We start from the raw sequence: 17,522 nt of genomic DNA on the forward strand, positions 1-17,522 counted from the left end.
ACGCCGATGGTCGACACGGGAGGAGACAACATGTCCAAATGTATCCCTAAGCGCGCGTGCGCGCTCCAGTACGGCGTCTCGGGCGGCGCCTTGGCTTTGACTCTTATGATGGCTGGCGGCGCGATGGCGCAGACCGCTCCTGCGGCGCAGGCCGCCGAGCCCGCCGAGGGCGTTGTCGAGGAAATCGTCGTCACGAGCTTCCGTCGGTCGCTGGACGCGGCCCTGAACGCCAAGCGCGACTCGGTTTCGTCGGTGGACGTGATCGTCGCCGAAGACATCGCCAAGTTCCCCGATCAGAACCTCGCCGAGTCGCTGCAGCGCGTGCCTGGCATCTCGATCGTGCGCGACGGCGGCGAAGGTCGCGCCATCACCGTGCGAGGTCTGGGTTCGCAGTTCACCCGCGTTCGCGTGAACGGCATGGAGGCCATTGCCACGACATCCGACGGCGCCAGCGCCAACCGCGAGCGCGGCTTCGACTTCAACGTCTTCGCCTCGGAACTGTTCAGCTCGCTGGTCGTGCACAAGACCGCCGAGGCTTCGCTCGACGAAGGTTCGCTGGGCGCGGTGGTCGACCTGAACACCGGCAATCCGATGCGCGGCAAGGACGGCTTCACCATGGCCCTCAGCGCGCAGGGTCAGTATAATGACCTGAGCGACGATCTGGGTCCGCGCGTGGCCGGTCTGGTCAATTATCGCGCGCCGAGCGGCTTCTGGGCCGCTTCGATCTCGGCGGCCTACTCGCAGCAGAACCAGATCGAGTCGACCAACAACACGGTCCGCTGGGCGCAGGCCCGTTTCAACCGCGTTGGAACGACCAATTGCTTTACCACCCAGAACTCGGGCGGAACCTACGTGCCCAGCGACGCCTGTAACCAGGTCGCCCTGGCCTTCCACCCGCGCATTCCGCGCTACGGCGAGATCAATCACGATCGTGAGCGTCTGGGCGTGACTGGCAGCCTGCAGTTCGCCCCGACCGACCGCACCAAGCTGTCTATCGACGGCCTGTTCTCGCGCTATAAGGCGATCCGCAACGAGAAGTGGGGCGAGGTGCTGTTCCGCTCGAACGAGCGCTCGATCAGCGTCCGCGATTACACGATCGACAGCAACAACAACCTGATCAAGGGCACGTTCGACAACGCCTGGGTGCGGATCGAACACTACGAGCGCAAGCTGGACACCACGTTCCAGCAGCTGAGCGCCAATCTGCAGCACGAGTTCAGCGACAAGTTCAAGATCGACGCCCTGGCTGGCTTCTCGAAGTCGGACGCCGATATCCCCTACGAAACCACGATCATTTTTGATGATCGCGACGCCACCGGCTATCGCTACGACTACACCGATATGAAGAAACCGGTGTTGGCGTTCGGGACCAGCGTCACCGACCCGACGAACTTCCAGTTCGCCGAGTTCCGCGACCGTCCGTCCAACAACACCAACAAGTTCAAGACCTTCGCCCTAAACGGCGATTGGGCGATGACCGAAGCGGTGTCCCTGAAGGGCGGGGTCTCGTTCCGTCAGTTTGACTTCGACCTGCGCGAAGGCGCGCGCGACTCGACGTACTGCGCCGCCTTCACCTGCGCTACGGGAACCTACGGCGCGCCCGTGACGGCCGCTCTGGCTCAGAGCTTCACACTGAAGGGCGCTGAGGCGCCCGCCGGCACGACGACGAGCTGGGCGGTGCCGAATTTGCAGGCCGCTACGGCCTTGATCAACCTGTACCAGCGTCCGCTGATCGTTCAGGCGGGCAACACCCGTTCGGTCACCGAGAAAGACACAGGCGCCTACCTGCAGATGGACCTGAAGAGCCAGATCGCAGGCATCGACTACGCCCTGAACGCGGGCGTGCGCTATGTGAAGACCGACCAGTCCTCGACCGGCATCAACAACAGCCAGAGCGTCACCGTCGATCGCAAGTACACGGACTGGCTGCCGGCTGCGAACTTCGTGCTGTATCCGACCGACAAACTGATCCTGCGCCTGTCGGCGGCCGAGGTCATGACGCGTCCGAACCTCAGCACTCTGAGCCCCGGCGGCACCGTCGACGGCTTCAACTACCGCGTCACCTTCGGCAACCCGCAACTGGATCCCTACCGGGCCAAGTCCTACGACGCCGCTGTCGAATGGTACTTCGCGCGTGAGTCGATCTTCTCGGTTGCGGTGTTCCAAAAGGACATCGACAGCTTCCCGATCTCGGCGACCCGTCAGGGGACCTATGCTTCGACCGGCCTGCCGACCTCGCTGATCCTGGCTAGCTCGCCGGCCGCGGCCAATCCCGAAGGCCAACCCTGGACGATCAACACCACGGTCAACGGCCAGGGCGGCAAGCTCAAGGGCGTCGAGTTCGCTGTGCAGGGACCGTTCAGCTTCCTGCCAGGCTTCTGGTCGAACTTCGGCGGTATCGCCAACGTGACGCTGGTCGATTCCGACGTCGACTACACCGTCCAAGGCGCGGCGACAAACCCGACCCCCGCCAGCGGCTTCCCGGTCCTGGTCAGCCGCACCGAGCGCGAGCGTCTCTTCAACCTGTCCCGCCGGGCCTATAACGCGACCCTTTACTACGAAGCTGACAAGTTCAGCGCGCGCGCTTCGGTGGCCTATCGTAGCGGCTTTATCGACGCCACCAGCGGCACCGGTAACGTGTTCGAGGGCTATAACAGCTCGATCAATGTCGACGCCTCCATGCGCTACCGTGTGAACGACAATCTTGAGGTTTCTCTGGAAGGCGTGAACCTGACCGACGAGTACCGCGACCGCTTCACCGACCTCGAGGCCAAGCGCAACTACGAATACAACCACTTCGGCCGGACCATCATGTTCGGTGTCCGCTACAAGATGTAGCCACGCCGAAGGGCGAAGACGGGAAAGGCCGCCAGGTGACTGGCGGCCTTTTTCTTTGCCCAAGGGGGCGGTTAGGCCGCCGGCGAGGTCCTGGCGCTCGGCTCCAAGGGGGGGCTCGACCATGGTGGCGATCTTGCCATTCTCGACGAGGACGGTGTGTCCATTAGCAAGAGCGACCGCCGTCAGCCCTGGGCGTTCAGCTCGGCTACGAAGTCATAGGCGTCGCCGCGATAATAGGACTGAGTGACTTCCACCGCCCGGCCGTCCTTAAGGAAGCCGCGCCGTTCGATCAGCAGTCCCGCGTCTTTGGCAGGGACGCCCAACAGATCGGCCTGCTCGGCGGCGAACAGCACCGCGCGCAAGCGCTGCAAGGCTCGCACGGGCCTGTGGCCCGTGGACTCCAGCGCCTCGTAGAGCGAGACCCCCACCGCCTCGACCGATGGCAGGGCGAAGGCGGCGATCGTGGTGTACTCCACCGCCATGGGCGCGCCGTCAGCGTAGCGGATGCGGGCGAAGCGATAGACGGGCGTGCCGGGCGAGAGCCCCAGGGTTAGCGACTCCTCCGGCGTGACCTGACCTTCGCTGCGGCTGATCCATTGGCTGCGCGGCGCCCGCCCGCGCGCGATCATATCCTCGGTGAAGGACGAGAGCTTGGAGAAGCTCTTCTCGACCCGAGCCGCGACGAAGGTGCCGGCGCCTTGGCGACGGGTCAGAAGGCCTTCGCTGACCAGGCCGTCCAGCGCCTTGCGCACGGTGATCCGCGAGATCTTGAATTCGTCGGCCAAGTCCCGCTCCGCAGGCAGGGCGTCGTCGGGGCCGAGGATCTTCTTATGGATCGCCTCGCGCAGCGTGCGCTGCAGTTGCTTGTAGAGGGGGGCCGGATCGCCGGCGGGGTCGAGCCGTCCGATCCGTTCCGCGAATGTCATCGCCCAGCGCTCCCCACGCAAATCGTCGCCGTTGGCCATTCATGCTGGTCACGTGCGACCATTCCAATACCAATCATAATTCGGTCCGTAATGGGTTTCTTTCCACCCCGTTATCTCAAGAAGCTCCGTCCTGAGGCCGGAGCGGCGCCTATGTCTGGGCAACCTTCCGGAAAACAGGCGTTGGCCCGGCCCTAAACCGTACCCTGATCAAGACTTGGCCTTCGCCTCCGCCGACTGTTTCATGCGCGCAGCTTTCGGCCCCACCTTCAGCCAAACCCTGCAGGCGCCTCGGATCGTCGGCAAGGTCTAGGTCTAAAAGTCGTCCGAGGCGCTCTTCGGCTAGGCGGCGCGGCCAAAAACTCCGGCTTGGCCACTATCCCCGGCCGCGTGCTTGCGCGGCGGGGCAAAGGTTGGTCTTTGCTTGAGCTTCAGGGCCACGAGCGTCAACCCTTCGCGGCGATCGAACGCATGACCCCCATCGCCCGTGAACCCGTCTTCGAGAAGAGTCCAAGCCCTTGTCCCACCTCGTTCTTGCATCGCCCTTGAAAGGCTGGATCGCGTCTTTGGATGAGGCTCCGGACGCGGTGTTTGCGGGACGGATGCTGGGCGACGGGGTTGCGATTGATCCGTTGGGTGGCGAGCTTGTGGCGCCTTGCGACGGGGTTGTGGCCTCAGTGCACCGGGCGGGTCACGCGGTGACGCTGCGCGCGGCGTGCGGGGCCGAGATTCTGATGCATGTGGGGCTTGAGACGGTGGCTCTGGGCGGCGAGGGCTTTGAGGTCCGCGTGCGTGAGGGCCAGTCGGTGCGCGCGGGCGATGGGCTGATCAGCTTTGATCTGGATTTCCTGGCCCAGCGGGCCAAGAGCTTGATCACGCCGGTGGTCATCACCAATCCCGAAGCCTTCGAGATTGTGCGCCGCGACCAGGACCAGGCCGTGGAGGCGGGCGGTTTCCTGATGGAGCTGCGGGCGCTGGGCGGTGCGGCGGCCTCGAACGCCTCGGATGCGTCCAACGAGATTTCCCGCGCGGTGACCGTGCCCTTGATGCACGGGATCCACGCGCGGCCGGCGGCGCGGATCGCCGAGCTGGCCAAGACCTTTGGCGGCGAGACGGCGCTGGTCGTGGGCGCGCGCCGCGCCAGCGCCAGGAGCCCGGTGGGGCTGATGGCCCTGGCTGTGCGCCACGGCGACGAGATCGTGGTCACGGCCTCGGGCGCGGACGCCGCGAACGCCGTGGCGGCCATCGTCGCGCTGATCGAGAGCGGCATGGGCGAGGGGGCTCGGGTCTTGGCGAAGGCTGCGCCAGCGCCCGCCCCGGCCCCGATCGCGTCGCAGCCGCTGGCGCCGGCGGCGCTGCCGGCCGACGGGGTGCTGAAGGGCGTGCTGGCCGCGCCGGGGCTTTCGATCGGCAAGGCCGTTCGCCTGGCCTCGTCCGACATCGCCGTGCGCGAGCAGGGCGAGGGGCAGGCCTTTGAAGAGGCCGCGCTGGTGGCCGCCCTGGACAAGGTCCGCGCCAAGATCGAGGCCAATGCGTCCAAAGAAAACGCCCCTGGGGGCGACAAGGCCCGCAAGGCTATCCTGTCCGCCCACCTGGCCTTCCTGGACGACCCCGAGCTTCTCGCCCAGGCCAAGAGCCTGATCGCGGCGGGCAAGAGCGCCGGCTTTGGCTGGCGCGCGGCGGTGGGCGGTTATGTCGAGGCGCTGCGCGCGCTGGGCGATCGCCGGATGGCCGAGCGGGTCGATGACCTGATCGACCTGGAGCGCCAGGTGCTGCGCGCTCTCAATGGCGAAGACGATGACGCCGCGGTGCTGCCGCCCGGCTCGATCCTGTTGGCCGACGAGCTTTTGCCCTCGCAGCTGATGGGGGCTGACCCTGGCGTCATCGCCGGCTTCGCCACCGCGCGCGGCGGTCCGACCTCGCACGTGGCGATCCTGGCTGCGGCCATGGGCATCCCGGCCCTGGTGGCGCTGGGCGGCGCGGCGCTGTCGATCGCGGACGGAACCGCCCTGATCCTCGACGCTGATGGGGGAAGCCTTCGCGTGGCCCCCGACGCCCCGGCTCTGGAGGCGGCCCAGACGCAGCTGGCTCAGCGCCAGGCCCGCAAGGCCGCCGCCCACGCCGCCGCCCACGCGCCAGCCGTGACGAAGGACGGAACCCGCATCGAGGTCTTCGCCAACACCGGCTCGGTCAAGGACGCCTTGGCGGCGATCGAGAACGGCGCGGAGGGCAGCGGACTTCTTCGCACCGAGTTCCTGTTCCTGGACCGCCAGACCCCGCCCGATGAGGACGAGCAGGCCCGCCAGTACCAGGCCATCGCCGACGCCCTGCAGGGGCGGCCGCTGATCGTGCGCACGCTGGACGTCGGCGGCGACAAGGCCGCGCCCTATCTGCCGATCCCGGCCGAGGAGAACCCGGCGCTGGGCCTGCGCGGCGTGCGCGTCAGCCTGTGGCGACCGCATCTCCTGAAGACCCAGCTGCGCGCCATCCTGCGGGTTCTGCCTCAAGGCCAGTGCAAGATCATGGTTCCGATGATCGCCAGCCTCGACGAGCTGCGGGCCGTGCGCGCTGTGCTGGAAGAAGCCAAGCGCGAGCTTGGGATCACGCACGTCGAGCTGGGCGTGATGATCGAGACGCCGGCTGCGGCCGTGACTGCCGACCTGATCGCCGCCGAGGCCGACTTCCTGTCGATCGGCACCAATGACCTGACCCAGTACGTGCTGGCCATGGACCGGGGCAATCCCGAGCTGGCCGCCCGGATCGACGCCCTGCACCCGGCGGTGCTGCGGATGATAAGCCAGACCTGCCAGGGCGCGAAGGTCCACGGCCGCTGGGTCGGGGTCTGCGGAGGCCTGGCCTCTGACGTCGCCGCCACGCCGATCCTCTTGGGCCTTGGGGTCACGGAGCTGTCGACCACGGCCGCCATCGCCCCGGAGGTCAAGGCCCGCGTCCGCGATCTTGATCTGGCCGCTTGCCAAAAGCTCGCCGCCCAGGCCCTGGCCCAGACCTCGCCGCAGGCCGTGCGCGGCCTTGTCCAAGCCTTCGGAGCCTAAAGCATGAAGTCTCCGATGAAGTCTCCGCTCGAGATCTCCAGCCGCTGGGCCGGGCCCTGATGCTGCCGATCGCGGTGCTGCCGGTGGCGGGCCTGCTCTTGCGCCTGGGCCAGCCAGACCTCCTCAACATCGGCTTCGTGGCCGCGGCCGGGGATGCGATCTTCTCCAACCTCGGTTTGCTGTTCGCCATCGGCGTGGCCGTGGGCCTGGCCCGCGAGAACAACGGCGCGGCGGGCCTGGCGGGCGTGGTCTGCTTCCTGATCGCCACCGAGGGCGCCAAAGCCCTGCTGCATGTCCCGGCCGAGGTGATGGCGGGCCTTGTCCAGGCCCACGCGGACCTGGCCTCGGCCGCCTATAAGGCCAAGGCGCTGGGAAAGCTCAGCGTGCCGATCGGCATCGTCTCGGGGATCATCGGCGGCCTCTTCTACAACCGCTTCTCGGGCTTCAAGCTGCCCGAGTATCTGGCCTTCTTCAGCGGCCGGCGGTTCGTGCCGATCGTCTCAGGGCTGGCGGGTCTGGCCATCGCCCTGCTGCTGGGCCTGGGCTATGACGTCCTCAACGGCGGGGTCGACGCGGCCAGCCGGGCCGTGGTCGGCTCAGGCGAGCTTGGCCTTGTGGTCTACGGGTTCCTGAACCGGGTCCTGATCGTCACCGGCCTGCACCACATCCTCAACAACATCGCCTGGTTCGTGGTCGGCGACTATCACGGCGCCACGGGAGACCTGCGCCGCTTCTTCGCCGGCGACCCGGCCGCCGGGGCGTTCATGAGCGGGTTCTTCCCGGTGATGATGTTTGGTCTGCCGGCCGCGTGCCTGGCCATGTACCACGCCGCCAAGCCCGAGAAGAAAAAGGCCGTGGGCGGCATGCTGGCCTCGCTGGCCCTGACCTCGTTCCTGACCGGGGTGACCGAGCCGATCGAGTTCTCGTTCATGTTCCTGGCCCCGGCGCTCTATGCGATCCACGCCATCCTGACGGGCGTCTCCATGGCGCTCCTGGACATGCTGCATGTGAAGCTGGGGTTCACGTTCTCGGCGGGCCTGTTCGACTATGTGCTGAACTTCGGCAAGGCTAGCCGGCCGCTGTGGCTGATCCCGATCGGCCTCGTTTACGCTGGCGTCTATTACGGTCTCTTCCGCTGGGCCATCGCGCGGTTCGACCTGAAGACCCCCGGCCGTGAGGACGAGGAGCTTCCGGCGGCGGCCACGGTCACGACCGGCGGCGGGCGCGGGGCTGACTTTGTTCAGGCTCTGGGCGGGGCGGCCAATCTCACCAGTGTCGACGCCTGCACCACGCGCCTGCGCCTGATCGTCGTCGACCAGGCCGTCGTCAGCGAGCCGGCCCTCAAGGCCCTGGGGTCACGCGGGATCGTCAAGCCCTCCGACAAGGCCCTGCAGGTGGTGCTGGGCCCGATCGCCGACGCCGTCGCCGGCGAGATCCGCGCGGCCTTGGGCGCTCCGGCGCCCCCGGTCCAAGCTCAGACCCAGGCCCAGCCGGCCCAGGCCGTCGCCGCCCCGACCGCGCTGGACGAGGCCCTAGACGAGGCCAAGGCTCAGGCCATCCTCGCCGCCCTCGGCGGCCCGGCCAATCTGCGCGAGGTCACCGCCTGCGCCAGCCGCCTGCGCCTGGTCCTCGATAACCCCGAAAAGCTCGACAAAACCGCCCTCGCCAAAGCCGGCGCTCGCGGCAGCGTCACCCTCGGCCACAACGTCATCCACATCATCCTCGGACCTCAGGCTGAGGCCGTGGGCGACTGCCTGCGCCGAGCCTTGAGCGTGGGGATTGATGGTAAGCCTCAGTCTCGAGAAGACGGCCCAGCGGGAAGCTGAAAGTGGCTGCGCCGTTCCGATCTCACGGAGCCGGCGTTAGGCGCAGCCCGCCAGTTGAGCTCGGCTACGTGCGATACGAGCTTGGATGCGCTCCCAGGTGCCGAGCTTGATCGGCTCGCCCTTGCGCAGCTTATTCCAGGTGGTCTCGCTGATGCCGTAGACGCTGAACAGGTGCTCGCGGGTGACGGCGGGCAGGCCGCCCTTCAGGCTTTCGAACCGCTCGCGCGTAATGGTTATGGTCTGGACCACGCCAAACTCCAGAGACGATGCAGGAAGGCGCGGCCGGCGCTCAAGGGGGGAGAGACGGCGCCGGCCGCTGACGATCGCTAAAGGGGGAAGCGATCGTTATTCGCGTCCGGCGGCGGCCGGCTTGCGGTAGTCCAAGGCCGGTGGACGGTCGCCCAGCATGGCCTTGTAGGTGAAGTCCGGGCCGCGGCGCTGGTCGAGCTCGGCCTTGGCCTTCTTGATGATGTCCGGGCTGGTGAAAAGGTCCGCGCCGGTCAGCGCCAGGGTCTTGGCCGCGTTGACCGCGCCCTTGACGCCGATCGACATCCCGGCGGCCGCGACGTTCTGCCAGCTGTGGCCCGCCGAGCCTGGCACGAAGCTCGCCGTGCCAAGGCCCACCGTGGGCGTCACCCAGCTGATGTCGGAGACGTCGGTCGAGCCGCCGCCGCCTTCCAGCTCGACCTTGTAGGGCTCGATCGTCTTGACCGAGTCGATCGAAGGCGGATTGACCATTGAGGTCTGCATCTTCTTGGCGAAGGCGATCTCCTCGGACGTCCAGGTAATGCCGCCGACCTTGCGCAGGTTGGCGTCCATCACGCGGCCCAGGGTGTCGTTGGGGAGCAGGGCGTAGACGCCGCCGGTGATCTCTTTCTCGACCGTCGTACCGGTGGCCAGGGCCGCGCCCTCGGCGGCCTTCTCGACGCGCGACCAGACGTCCTTGACGACGGCGGGGTCGGGGTGGCGGACGTAGTAGTAGACCTCGGCGAAGTCTGGAACGACGTTCGGCGCCGAACCGCCCGAGGTGATCACGTAATGGATCCGGGTCTTGTCGGGCGTATGCTCGCGCAGGAAGTTGGCGGCCACGTCCATGACCTCGACGCCGTCGAGGGCGGACCGGCCTTTTTCGGGCGCGCCGGCGGCATGGGCCGAGACACCCCGGAAGCGGAACTTGCCGCTAATATTGGCCATGGAGACGCCCTGGACGGCGCTGTTGGCGTTGGCGGGGTGCCAGTGCAGTGTGACGTCGACATCTTTGAACAGGCCGTCGCGCACGAAGTAGACCTTGCCCGAGCCGCCTTCCTCGGCGGGCGTGCCGTAGACGCGCAGCTCGCCCTTCACGTTGTTCTTGACCATCCAGGCCTTGAGCGCGACAGCCGCGCCGACGGAGGCCGCGCCGAACAGGTTGTGGCCGCAGCCGTGGCCGGCGACTTGGCCCGGGATCGGGGTTTTCACCGGATCGGCGGTCTGGGCCAGGCCGGGCAGGGCGTCGAACTCGGCGAGAATGGCGACCACGGGCCCCGGGCCGTTCTTATAGTTGGCGATGAACGCCGTCGGCTCGCCCGCGACGCCCGCCTTGATGTCGAAGCCCGCTGCCTTGAGCTGGCTCTGCAGCAGGGCCGTGCTCTTGGTCTCCTGGTAGCCGACCTCGGCGAAGCTCCAGATCTTCAGCGCTGCGTCCTGGATCTGGGCGGCGTCGGCGTCGACGGCCTTCAGGATCTGAGCGCGATCAGCGTCGGTGATCGGCTTGGCGAAGGCCTGGGGCGCCAGCAGTCCCGTCGCCATGGTGGCGGACAGAAGCGCGAGCTTCAGGGCGGAGATCTTCATGGATGGTTTCCCCGAGAAAGCGACGACGGCGCCAGCCTGGCCGGAAGGCGCCTTACTGTACGACGCGAGAGCGGCGCGAAACCTCACCCCGCCGGTACAATAAATTCGCCGGCGATCGGGTTCGCCGTGTGGATCAGGCGCGTGGGCGGACCAGCTCGATGCGGGTTTCGTCCGCATGGCCGATGTCGGCCAGGCCATAGGTCTTGAGCGCGGTCGCGAAGGCGTCGACCTGGCCCGTCTTGAACACGCCGCTGACGGGGGTCGCGGCCAGGGCCGAATCCGTCACGGACAGCTTGCGTTTGGAGAAGCGGTTCATCTCGGCGACCACCGCCGAAAGAGGCTCGCCGTCAAAGACGAGCCGGCCTTGCAGCCAAGCCGACTCCTTGGCGGTGTCGACCGGGGCGACCGCCCAGTCGGCGGGTTCGGCCGCGACGAAGCGCGAGCCGGCCGACATCTCGACCTTCCGCTCGCCCGTGGGGGACGCGCCAGCGATCCGCACGCGCCCTTCGACCAGCGTCACCGAGAGCTTGCCGGGCTCCATCCTCACGTCGAAGGCCGTGCCGATCGCCGTCACCTGCTTGTCGCCAGCCACGACCACGAACGGGCGCGCAGGGTCCTCGGCGACCTGGAAGAAGGCCTGGCCTCGAACCAGCGTCAGGCGGCGCGCCTTGTCCCATCGGTTCACGCGGACGGCGGAATCGGTGCTGAGCGTAACGACCGAATTGTCAGCCAGGCGGAAGGTCGAGCGCTCGCCCACGCCGGTCGTGAATACTGGCTCGTCCGCTTCAGGGGCGGAGGTCTTGCTGGTCGTCAGCCAGCGCTGGCCCAGAACGGCGCCGCCAGCCAGAGCCACGAGACTCGCGGCCGCCAACCCTAGGTTCCGGCGGCTGAGGCGGCGAGGCCTGTGGTCCGTGGCGCCCAGAGCGTCTGCCCGCAAGGCGGCCATCGCCGGATCGCGCTCAAGCAGGGCCATCGACTCCCAGGTCGAACCGATCTCTCGCCACGCCGCCGCGTTCGCGGCGTCGGCGTCAAGCCAAAGCTGGAAGTCCCGGCGGTCCCGCGCCGAGACGTCGTCGCTCTGCAGACGCGCGAACCAGCACGTCGCCGCGCTAGCCGGGTCGTCTGCTGTCTCTTTGCCCGACGTGGTCGACGTCATCCTGATCCCGCAGGCGCTCGTGCAAATGCCGCAGCGCCTTCATCACATGTTTCTCGACAGCGCTGACGGAGACACCCAGGCGCTGGGCGACGAGCTTGTAGCTCATCTCCTCGAAGCGCACGAGGATGAAAACCCGTCGCGTACGTTCCGGCAGCGTGTTCAACGCAGCCAGGACCCGCGCCATCTGTTCCCGTCCCTGTAGGACGCGCTCCGGTGACATTTCATCAACCGGATGATGAATTTCTTGCAGTTCGCAGTGGTCTGAGCGCCGGCGCGTACGATCGCGCCGGCCGCGATCAATCAGCACATTGGCGGCGACCTCGAAGAGATAGCCTTCGACATTGGTGACCACCGCGCCAGGCTGGCGCTTGTGGATACGGAGCAGAACCTCCTGAACGAGGTCCTCGACATCACTGGAGGGAGCCCGGCGAGAGAAGAAGGCTCGGAGCGCGGGGGTGAAGCGCGCGCTGCTTTCGGCCAGGAGCTGATCCTGGTCTGCGGGCCCGAGAGGCTTCCTGCCCCAGATCATTGTGTGCGCCCCGACATCGAGGGGGATGCTGAGATCGCCGTCTCGGCTCTGTCAAGCGGCGCGGACCGATGGTGGAGGATGTCGGAGGCCGCGCGGCCAGTTGCCTAGTGGCTATGCAACAGGCGATCTTGTGGCGTCGGAACGCGGCCCGAAGACGGACGGCCCGGCGAAATGAGGCATGGTCGACGCCCTCGCGGCGTAAGGATGAGGCCGTCGGGGAGGTCGAGAGTCGTTGTGTCTTGGTGTGGAGAGGCGGGAGCGTCGATGAGGCGCGGTTCCGCCTTGCTCTTGTTATGTGCGGTCGCCCTGGGATGATGGCGCCGGTCGCCGCCGCCGGTGCGCGAAAGCCGGCGGCGGCGTATCGCTTCGACATGCCCGCCCAGCCTCTGAGCCAGGCGCTGAACAAATTGGCGGTGCGCAGCGACCGAGAGATTCTCTTCTCACCTGTCCTAACGCGCGCGCGCCTAAGTCCGCCGCTGATCGGGGTTTTCACGCCGGAGGAGGCGCTGCGGCGACTTCTGGCCGGATCGGGCCTTACGGTGCGGACCGACGGGCGGAGCTTTCTGATCGTTCCCGCGCCTCGACCCGCGCCGACCGTCGAGGCGAGCGCTCCAGCGCCTCCATCGCTGGTGGCGGCCCCCCTCGACGCGGTGTTGGTGACCGCGTTGCGGCGAGCCAGCCTGGCGCAACAGACTCCGATCAGCATGGTCGTTGTCTCTGGCGAAGATTTGTCGCGCATGGGCATGCTGGATCTTGAGAAGGCCGCGCCGCTCCTGCCGGGGTTGAAGCTGGTCTCGACCGCGTTCGGCCGCCGCCTGGTGCTGCGCGGCGTCTACGGCGCTGGCGAAGCGACGACGGGTCTCTACTACGACGAGACCTCGATGACCGGGCCGGTCGGAACCACGGCCGATCCGGGCGTGATGATCCCGGAGCTGGCGCTGGTGGACGTCGACAGGATCGAACTGCTGCGCGGTCCCCAGGGCACGCTCTACGGCTCAGGTGCGATGGGCGGGGCGCTGCGGATTCTGTTCAAACGCCCGGATCTCAACGCGAACGGCGGGGCCGTCAGCGCGAGCGTGGTGGCGGCCGCGCACGGCGGGCAGGCGGGCGGCGTCACCGGAACGCTGAACACGGTCGTCATCCCGGACGTCCTGGCGGTGCGGCTGACCGCCTACGACCAGCGCCAGCCTGGCGTGATCGACAACGTCCGGCTAGGGCTCTCCGATGTCGACGCCTCGCGCATCCAGGGCGCGCGAGCGCTTGTCCTGTGGTCGCCGAACGAGAGGTTTTCAGCCCTACTTTCAGCAACGCATCAGAAGAACCATCGCGACGACATTCCGGCCTGGAACGACATCGCCGGACCGTGGCGCACCGTCCATGCGGGGCGGGCGCCGTTTGATGGCGAGATCGACCTGGCCTCCTCCACCCTGCGCTGGCGCGGCGACGGTGCCGAGGTCACCGCCGCAGCGTCCTGGTATCGTTGGCGCCTGACCCGCCGCTCCGACTACAGCGGCGTTCTATTGGGCGAGCGCGAGAGCGCGACCGGCTGCATGCGCTACTTCTCGATCGCCAGCGCTTGTGACGTGGCGCAGGTCCAAGGGTACGGCGCCTATGTCGATAGCGTGTATCCCGCGATCCTGAACCAGCCGGCGACCCTGACCGCCCGAATTCAGGAGGTCCGCGCCGCTTCGACCGGGGAGGGTGCGTTCAGCTGGACGGTGGGCGTCTACAACGAGGTGCGGCTGGATCACATCGACAGTCAGGTGCGCCACGTCGACCCCGCCACCGGCGCGCTAGTCGAGCCGGCGGTGATGATCGGCCGTCGCAGTATCGACAATCGCCTGCGTCAGAGTGCGGTGTTCGGCGAGGCGTCATACGCGGTCGGCTCGGCCACGCGGCTAACGTTTGGCGGTCGCCGGTTCGACTACGACAAGCGCGACAGCGGCCAGGTGCAGGTCCCCAATGTCGTGTCGGGAACCTGGGCAGGTTATGCGATCGACCAGAGGACAGAGGAGCGCGGCTGGAGCCTCAAGGCCCTGGTCAGCCACGAGCTCTCGACGGACCTGTTCGCCTACGCGCAGGTCTCCCAAGGTTTCCGGCCCGGCGGCGTCAATGTGGTGCCAGGATTGCCAGACGCCCTGGCCGCCTATCGCTCCGACCGCCTGACGAACTACGAGCTGGGTTTGAAGACGCAGGCGGCCAGCCAAAGGCTGACGGCCAATATCGCGCTCTATCAGATCGACTGGCGCGACATGCAGTACGCGGCCCAGACCCAGAACCGAGCCTTCTCGTACCTCACGAACATCGGCGCCAGCCGCATCCGGGGGCTGGAGGCGGAGGTCGCCGCGCGGCGGCTGGCGGGCTGGGACCTGGCCGCCAATCTGACCCTGACCGACGCGCGGCTCACAGCCGATCAGGTCACCAACGCCGCCATCGGGCTAGGACGCGCCGGAGATCGGCTGCCGACGGTTCCGCGCCTCGCGGCCTCGGGGTCCGTCGAGCGCAGATGGGCGGTGGGGACGCTTGAAGCGAGTTTGCGCCTGGACGCCTCCTACGCTGGGATCGCGCGGGCGGCCTTCAATCCCGACAATCCCGACTACTTGAAGATGGGCGGCTACGCCGTCTTCGGAGCCAACGCAGGCCTACGAGCCAGCGCGTGGAGCGTTGATCTTTCGATCGACAATATCCTCGATCGGGCGGGGCGGGCGTCTGCGGCGCGGAACACCTCTGGTCCCATCGAGTATTTCGGCGTCGCCCCGCGCACGCTGCGCCTGCAGGTCGAGCGGCGCTTCTAGGGCCAAGCTTTACCTTTTTCGTCACCCGCGATGAGGTCGCCGGGACGCCTTGCGTCTGATCCTACAGGCCGCCTGTCGAGCGGACCGCGAAGAGGGGATCAAGAATGAGACTGCAGTTTAGAGGTCTGCGCGCCCTGGCGCTGGGCGCCAGCGCCCTGACGAGCCTGGCCGGGGGCCAAGCACTTGCTCAGCAGGCGGCCAGCCAACCCGCCGACGCCAGCACTATCGAGGAAGTCGTGGTCACCGCTCTGAAGCGCTCGACCACTGTCCAAACCACGCCGATCAGTGTCAGTGCGGTCACGGAGAAGTCGCTGCAAGCTCTGGGCGCCTCAGGCATCCAGGACTATTTCCGCACTGTTCCTAACCTGCAGGTCGACGGCAACTCGCCCACCAGCCGCCGCCTGACCCTGCGCGGCGTGCGCAGCGCCGGCGAAGCCACGGTCGGCCTCTACTACGACGAAACCCCGCTGACGGGGCCCGCCGGCACGACCGCCGACGCCAGCTCGACCAGCGCCGACGTCAACCTGTTCGACGCCGAGCGCGTCGAGGTGCTGCGCGGCCCGCAGGGCACGCTGTATGGCTCGGGTTCCATGGGCGGCACGCTCCGCGTGATTCTCAACAAGCCCGACAGCAGCCGCTACGCGGGCGCCGTCGAGGCCCAGGGGACCAGCACCAAGGGCGGCAACGCCGGCTATTCGGTGAAGGGCATGGTCAACGTGCCCCTGATCGAGGACAAGCTGGCCGCGCGCCTGGTGCTCTACAAGACAGAGGGCGGCGGCTATGTCGACAACGTCTTGCTGAACAAGAAGAACATCAACGACCAGCATTCCAGCGGCGGTCGTCTGATGCTGGGCTTCACGCCCACCGAGAACCTGACGATAAACGCCTCGGGCTTGTTCCAGAAGACCACCCTGGACGGTCAGAACAGCTGGTACCCCGCGCTCGGCAAAGAAGAGTACAACACCAATGCTCGGGTCATCGCGCCGACCAGCGACAACCTGCGGCTCTACAACGTCACGGGAAAGTGGGACCTGAGCTTCGCCACGGTTACGGCGACCTCGTCCTACTACAAGTGGACGCTGCTGCGGAACTCCGACTACAGCCCGACCCTCTCGGGCAGCCGCGCCAACGCCACCTCGTGCCGCAACTGGGTCGCCGGCGGTCCCGCCGCGACCGGCTCGACGAACCCGGCTTGCACCGCGTCTCAGCTGACCGCCTACACCGCCTACGCCGACAGCCGCACGCCGGGCGCTCTGTACCAGCCGATGGGCCTGACCTCCTGGAACCACGAACTGCGCGCGACCGGGTCGTTGTTCGACGACAAGGTCGACTGGACGGCGGGCGTCTATCTTGAGAAGCGCGACGACTACATCGAGAGCAAAGTCGCCAAGGGCGACGCCGCCACGGGGATCATCAACCCCAACGACCTGACCGCCTGGCGTCACGTTGGCACCGAGACCAAGCAAACCGCCTTCTTCGGCGAAGTTTCCTACAAGCCCATCGAGAAGCTGACGCTGACCGGCGGCCTGCGCCGCTTCAATTACGACAAGACGGTCTCAGGCCAGGTCCTGATCAGCAACTTCATCACCCAGTCCTACGTGGGGCCGGCCGCCCAGGTCGACGCCAGCGCCGACGGCTGGGTCAGCAAGCTGAACGCGTCTTACCAGGTCACGTCCGACGTCATGGTCTACGCCGTGGCGGCCAAGGGCTTCCGGCCGGGCGGCGCCAACAACGTGCCAGGCTTGGCCAGCGCGCTGCTGGCCTACCAACCCGACAGCCTGTGGAACTATGAGGGCGGCATCAAGAGCCAGTGGTTCGACCGTCGCCTGACGCTGAACGCGGCGGCCTATCAGATTGACTGGTCGAACATGCAGATCTCGGCCACCAGCGCCAACGGGGCCTTCAGCTATCTGACCAACGCCGGCAAGGCGAAGATCAAGGGCTTCGAGGTGGAAGCGGTCGCCCGTCCTATCCGTGGCCTGACGCTGCAAGCCACCGCCGCCATCGTCGACGCCAAGCTGACGGAAGACCAGGCCAACTCCACGATCCTGATCACCGGCTCGACCGGCCTGCGCGGTGATGAGTTCCCGAACGTGGCCAAGTACAGCGGCTCGGCCTCGGCCGAGTACACCTGGCCGCTCAACGGCGATCTGAACGGCTTGGTTCGCGCCGACTACGCCTATGTCGGCGAGTCGGCCTCGCAGTTCCGCCCGACCTATGTCTACTACGAGAAGCAGGGCGACTATGGCTACGCCAACCTCCGGGCTGGCGTCGAAGGCGCCGACTGGGGCGCCTACCTGTTCGTCAACAACGTCACCGATGAAGTCGGGCTGATGAGCGTGACCTCGGCTGTGAACAACAAGCAGCAGGTGGTCAGCATCAATCCGCGTACGGCCGGTTTCTCGGTGCGCAAACGCTTCTAGGGATGAGGCGGAGGCGGGCGTCAGTCCGCCTCCAACGCCGTGTCGGCCGCATGGATTTGCTTATAATTTCGAATTTTCCGCGATATAATTTCGCGATATCCATGCATGGTTATCAATCCATTTCAGCATCAATAGGTAAAAATGCGTTC

The 17,522-nt window shown here is 67.0% G+C and carries 9 protein-coding genes and 1 pseudogene; 5 read left to right on the top strand and 5 right to left on the bottom strand.

Features of this window, described 5'->3' with window-relative positions:
* The first annotated feature begins 30 nt into the window (after positions 1–30).
* Complete coding sequence (locus CSW59_RS14930; RefSeq protein ID WP_099444788.1) at positions 31–2,838, top strand: TonB-dependent receptor; 2,808 nt, start codon at positions 31–33, stop codon at positions 2,836–2,838.
* A gap of 182 nt (positions 2,839–3,020) precedes the next feature.
* On the opposite strand, the gene CSW59_RS14935 is transcribed toward CSW59_RS14930, so the two are convergent.
* A complete protein-coding gene (locus tag CSW59_RS14935) occupies positions 3,021–3,764 on the bottom strand; it encodes a GntR family transcriptional regulator (protein ID WP_099445262.1) in 744 nt (247 codons plus the stop codon).
* A 515-nt stretch (positions 3,765–4,279) separates the two neighbouring features.
* On the opposite strand from CSW59_RS14935, the gene ptsP reads away from it, so the two are divergent.
* Together ptsP and nagE are read left to right on the top strand one after the other, a co-directional pair.
* Positions 4,280–6,814: a phosphoenolpyruvate--protein phosphotransferase gene (gene ptsP, locus CSW59_RS14940; protein ID WP_099444789.1), complete on the top strand. Its 2,535-nt coding sequence runs from the start codon at positions 4,280–4,282 to the stop codon at positions 6,812–6,814.
* Between the two features lie 15 nt (positions 6,815–6,829).
* Positions 6,830–8,640 (top strand): annotated as a pseudogene (gene nagE / locus CSW59_RS14945) (N-acetylglucosamine-specific PTS transporter subunit IIBC).
* Between the two features lie 36 nt (positions 8,641–8,676).
* Here the strand turns inward: nagE and CSW59_RS14950 are convergent.
* The 4 genes from CSW59_RS14950 to CSW59_RS14965 all read right to left on the bottom strand — a co-directional run bounded on the left by CSW59_RS14950 (position 8,677) and on the right by CSW59_RS14965 (position 12,155).
* Complete coding sequence (locus CSW59_RS14950; RefSeq protein WP_099444790.1) at positions 8,677–8,889, bottom strand: hypothetical protein; 213 nt, start codon at positions 8,887–8,889, stop codon at positions 8,677–8,679.
* A gap of 96 nt (positions 8,890–8,985) precedes the next feature.
* Positions 8,986–10,470 (bottom strand): amidohydrolase, encoded by a 1,485-nt coding sequence (locus tag CSW59_RS14955; protein ID WP_099444791.1) that lies wholly within the window; start codon positions 10,468–10,470, stop codon positions 8,986–8,988.
* A gap of 133 nt (positions 10,471–10,603) precedes the next feature.
* The gene (locus CSW59_RS14960) at positions 10,604–11,626 is read right to left on the bottom strand and encodes a FecR domain-containing protein (protein WP_099444792.1); all 1,023 of its coding nucleotides are present in this window, start codon (positions 11,624–11,626) and stop codon (positions 10,604–10,606) included.
* The gene (locus CSW59_RS14965) at positions 11,580–12,155 is read right to left on the bottom strand and encodes an RNA polymerase sigma factor (RefSeq protein ID WP_099444793.1); all 576 of its coding nucleotides are present in this window, start codon (positions 12,153–12,155) and stop codon (positions 11,580–11,582) included. The genes CSW59_RS14960 and CSW59_RS14965 overlap by 47 nt, the downstream gene beginning before the upstream one ends.
* 311 nt (positions 12,156–12,466) lie before the next feature.
* On the opposite strand from CSW59_RS14965, the gene CSW59_RS14970 reads away from it, so the two are divergent.
* The gene (locus CSW59_RS14970) at positions 12,467–14,950 is read left to right on the top strand and encodes a TonB-dependent receptor (RefSeq protein WP_236632229.1); all 2,484 of its coding nucleotides are present in this window, start codon (positions 12,467–12,469) and stop codon (positions 14,948–14,950) included.
* 104 nt (positions 14,951–15,054) lie between these two features.
* Positions 15,055–17,373, top strand: coding sequence for a TonB-dependent receptor (locus CSW59_RS14975; protein WP_099444794.1), 2,319 nt, complete (start codon positions 15,055–15,057; stop codon positions 17,371–17,373).
* Positions 17,374–17,522 lie beyond the last annotated feature (149 nt).

It is taken from the genome of Caulobacter sp. BP25, assembly GCF_002737755.1.
Classification (GTDB): Bacteria; Pseudomonadota; Alphaproteobacteria; order Caulobacterales; family Caulobacteraceae; genus Caulobacter.